Below are 4,788 nucleotides of genomic sequence, written 5' to 3'. Positions count from 1 at the left end.
AACCGGTCCACCAGTGGTACGTTCACCCCGGTCCTCTCGTACTAGGGGCAACTCCTCTCAATTCTTCTACACCCATGGCAGATAGGGACCGAACTGTCTCACGACGTTCTGAACCCAACTCACGTACCACTTTAATTGGCGAACAGCCAAACCCTTGGGACCTGCTCCAGCCCCAGGATGTGATGAGTCGACATCGAGGTGCCAAACACCCTCGTCGATATGAACTCTTGGAGGGTATCAGCCTGTTATCCCCGGCGTACCTTTTATCCGTTGAGCGATGGCCCTTCCATTCAGAACCACCGGATCACTATGACCGTCTTTCGACTCTGCTCGACTTGTCAGTCTCGCAGTCAGGCAGGCTTATGCCATTGCACTCAACGATCGATTTCTGACCGATCTGAGCCTACCTTCGCACGCCTCCGTTACTCTTTGGGAGGCGACCGCCCCAGTCAAACTACCCACCATACAGTGTCTTGCAGCCGGATGACGGCTTGCAGTTAGATATCAAAAATAACAAAAGAGGTATTTCACTGATGACTCCATTCTAGCTGGCGCCAGAACTTCAAAGTCTCCCTCCTATGCTACATATGTCATTTCTAATACCAATGTAAAGTTGTAGTAAAGGTGCACGGGGTCTTTCCGTCTAACCACGGGAACTCCGCATCTTCACGGAGAATTCAATTTCGCTGAGTTGATGTTGGAGACAGTGGAGAAATCGTTACGCCATTCATGCAGGTCGGAACTTACCCGACAAGGAATTTCGCTACCTTAGGACCGTTATAGTTACGGCCGCCGTTCACTGGGGCTTCGGTTCAATGCTTGCACATCTTGCCTTAACCTTCCAGCACCGGGCAGGCGTCAGCCCCTATACATCCACTTACGTGTTAGCAGAGACCTGTGTTTTTGATAAACAGTCGCTTCTCCCTAGCTTGTGCCGCCCAAATTTAGTTGCCTAAACATGGGCCTTCCTTATTCCGAAGTTACGGAAGCAATTTGCCGAGTTCCTTCAACATCATTCTCTCAAGCGCCTAGGTATACTCTACCGGTACACGTGTGTCCGTTTCGGGTACGGTCTAATGGTGGAGCTATTTCCTGGGACTCATTCACGGCAACTCCAATCCAATAAGGAGTTACAATTTACTGAATCCGTCACTACCACCTGGTTCAGGAATGTTTACCTGATTCCCATCGACTACGGCTTTCGCCCTCGCCTTAGGGGCCGACTAACCCTGCGAAGATTAGCTTTACGCAGGAACCCTTGTACTCTCGGCGACAGAGTCTTTCACTCTGTTTGTCGCTACTCATGTCAGCATTCGCACTTCTGATACCTCCAAAAGCCCTCGCGGGTCTTTCTTCAACGGCTTACAGAACGTTCCGCTACCAGATATAAAGTCTGAAGACTTTATAAATTCACAACTTCGGTACGTAATTTTAGCCCCGTTACATCTTCGGCGCAAAGTCTCTTAATTAGACCGGTGAGCTGTTACGCTATCTTTAAAGGATGGCTGCTTCTAAGCCAACCTCCCGGCTGTTTTGGAGTCTTCACATCCTTTCACACTTAATTACGATTTCGGGACCTTAGTTGGTGATCTGGGTTGTTTCCCTCTCGACTACGGACGTTAGCATTCGCAGTCTGTCTGCTGAGGAACAAATAAGAGTATTCGGAGTTTTATTAGGGTTGGTAAGAATTTCTTCCCCCTAGCCTATTTAGTGCTCTACCCCTCTTATTCTATAACTCAACGCACTACCTAAATAGTTTTCGCGGAAAACCAGCTATCTCCGATTTTGGTTGGCCTTTCACCCCTAGACACAAGTCATCCAAAGCCATTTCAACGGCAACTGGTTCGGTCCTCCAGCAAGTGTTACCTTGCCTTCAACCTGCTCATATCTAGATCAATCGGTTTCGGGTTCTAATTCATGCAACTAACGCCCTATTAAGACTCGCTTTCGCTTGGCCTACACCTAACGGCTTAAGCTTGCTACATAAATTAAGTCACTGACCCATTATACAAAAGGTACGTCATCACTCACAAGGAGCTCTGACTGATTGTAAGCATTCAATTTCAGATTCTATTTCACTCCCCTAATAGGGGTTCTTTTCACCTTTCCCTCACGGTACTAGTTCACTATCGGTCACTGAAGAGTATTTAGGCTTAGAGGATGGTCCCCCTATCTTCAAGCAAGATTTCACGTGTCCCGCTTTACTCGTGGACTCATTATGTTTTTACCCATACAGGACTATCACCTTCTATGGTCAGACTTTCCAGACTGTTTTGGTTGTTCATAATAAGCCGCTGGCCTATTCCGCGTTCGCTCGCCACTACTGACGGAATCTCAATTGATTTCTTTTCCTCCGGGTACTTAGATGTTTCAGTTCTCCGGGTTGCCTCTTTAAACCTATGTATTCAGTTTAAAGTAACTCATAAGAGTTGGGTTTTCCCATTCGGAAATTTTCGGATCAAAGTTTTCATACAACTCCCCGAAACTTATCGCAGTATAACACGTCCTTCGTCGACTTTCAGTGCCAAGGCATCCATTAAATGCTCTTAAACGCTTGATATATGCACAGAAAAAATTTTCTGTTCATTGAATTTTTGAAAAAATAATTTCTTAAAAATAAATTTCTAAAAAATTAAGGATAAAAAAATTAAGATTATTCGTATTTACAATATTAAAAGAGTGTCTCTAGGTTTGGTGGAGGATAGCGGGATCGAACCGCTGACCTCCTGAATGCAAATCAGGCGCTCTCCCAGCTGAGCTAATCCCCCAGAAAAAATGGTGGGCCGAGAAAGACTTGAACTTTCGACCCCACCCTTATCAAGGGTGTGCTCTAACCAACTGAGCTACCGGCCCTCATCATTGAGCTCTATTCAAACACCAGAGTTAGAAGAGAAACGAGGACGGTCAACTTATCGATATTAAGTGAGAACTTAAAAACTAGTTTTAAGCTATCCTTAGAAAGGAGGTAATCCAGCCGCAGGTTCCCCTACGGCTACCTTGTTACGACTTCACCCCAGTCGCCGATCATACCGTGGTCACGCACTTCCCGAAGGTTAGTGACATGCCTTAAGGTAAAACCAACTTCCATGGTGTGACGGGCGGTGTGTACAAGACCCGGGAACGTATTCACCGCTCCGCGCTGATGAGCGATTACTAGCGATTCCAGCTTCATGCACTCGAGTTGCAGAGTGCAATCCGAACTGAGGCAGGTTTTTGAGTTTAGCTTAACGTCGCCGTTTAGCATCTCATTGTCACTGCCATTGTAGCACGTGTGTAGCCCAACACGTAAGGGCCATGAGGACTTGACGTCATCCCAACCTTCCTCCTGCTTATCACAGGCAGTCCTACTAGAGTGCCCAGCTTAACCTGATGGCAACTAGAAGTAGGGGTTGCGCTCGTTGCGGGACTTAACCCAACATCTCACGACACGAGCTGACGACAGCCATGCAGCACCTGTGTTCTGTCCGGCCGAACCGAAGGAATCCATCTCTGGAATCCGCGACAGACATGTCAAGTGTTGGTAAGGTTCTGCGCGTAGCTTCGAATTAAACCACATGCTCCACCGCTTGTGCGGGTCCCCGTCAATTCATTTGAGTTTTAACCTTGCGGTCGTACTCCCCAGGCGGATTGTTTAACGCGTTAGCTGTGATACTGAAAATAAATTTCCAACATCTAACAATCATCGTTTACGGTATGGACTACGAGGGTATCTAATCCTCTTCGCTACCCATACTTTCGCACCTCAGCGTCAGTGTTATCCCAGAAAGCCGCCTTCGCAACTGGTGTTCTACATAATATCTACGAATTTCACCTCTACACTATGTATTCCGCTTTCCTCTGATAAACTCTAGCTAAATAGTTTTAATTGCAATTCCAAAGTTGAGCTTTGGGCTTTCACAATTAACTTACTTAACCGCCTACGCGCGCTTTACGCCCAGTAATTCCGAATTACGCTAGGTCCCTTCGTATTACCGCGGCTGCTGGCACGAAGTTAGCCGGACCTTATTCTTCGGGTACAGTCATTATCTTTCCCGACAAAAGAGCTTTACAACCCAAGGGCCTTCTTCACTCACGCGGCATCGCTGCATCAGAGTTTCCTCCATTGTGCAAGATTCCCCACTGCTGCCTCCCGTAGGAGTCTGGGCCGTGTCTCAGTCCCAGTGTGGCTGATCATCCTCTCAAATCAGCTATAGATCGTAGCCTTGGTAAGCTTTTACCTTACCAACAAGCTAATCTAGTGCGGGCTCATCTTTCGGCGATAAATCTTTCTCCGTAAGGACTTATCCGGTATTAGCACAGGTTTCCCCATGTTGTTCCGAACCAAAAGGCAGATTCCCACATGTTACGCACCCGTCTGCCGCTAGGTACAAGTACCTCGCTCGACTTGCATGTGTTAGGCGTGCCGCCAGCGTACATTCTGAGCCATGATCAAACTCTCAAGTTTAATAACGGCGTACACAAGCTTTGTGTATTAAATACACCACTCGTACAAATTACTATTTGTATAAGTTTATTATAAGCGTGTACGACAAATTTTTTTTGACAAATATAACCGTCCACGCTTCTCTTCTATAATTTACGTTTTAAAGAGCTCAACAAAACTGTGAAAAATCTCTTAACCGGTAAAAGATTTTTTTCAGTTTTATTTAAATTTATTAGCTAAACACCTGAATAATTTAAATTAATCGGCGTTAGGAAGCTGCGTAATATATGAAAACTAACCTAAGTCAAGCAGTCAAAATTAGCAAAAAAACGTTGATTTATAAGGGTTTTTGGACAACATTTTTC

Annotated in this window: 2 tRNA genes and 2 rRNA genes; all 4 read right to left on the bottom strand. The window is 46.0% G+C overall.

Features of this window, described 5'->3' with window-relative positions:
- A 23S ribosomal RNA gene (locus ACTTAQ_RS05920) occupies window positions 1-2,560 on the bottom strand; the annotation flags it as partial.
- 132 nt (window positions 2,561-2,692) lie between these two features.
- Window positions 2,693-2,768 (bottom strand) — tRNA-Ala (locus ACTTAQ_RS05915).
- 8 nt (window positions 2,769-2,776) lie between these two features.
- Window positions 2,777-2,853: transfer RNA gene (locus ACTTAQ_RS05910), tRNA-Ile, on the bottom strand.
- Window positions 2,854-2,958: 105 nt separating this feature from the next.
- Window positions 2,959-4,444 (bottom strand): 16S ribosomal RNA (locus tag ACTTAQ_RS05905).
- Window positions 4,445-4,788 lie beyond the last annotated feature (344 nt).

This window comes from Candidatus Pelagibacter sp. HIMB109, from assembly GCF_052048155.1.
Lineage (GTDB): Bacteria > Pseudomonadota > Alphaproteobacteria > Pelagibacterales > Pelagibacteraceae > HIMB114.
This window is presented reverse-complemented; position numbering and strand designations above follow the sequence as displayed.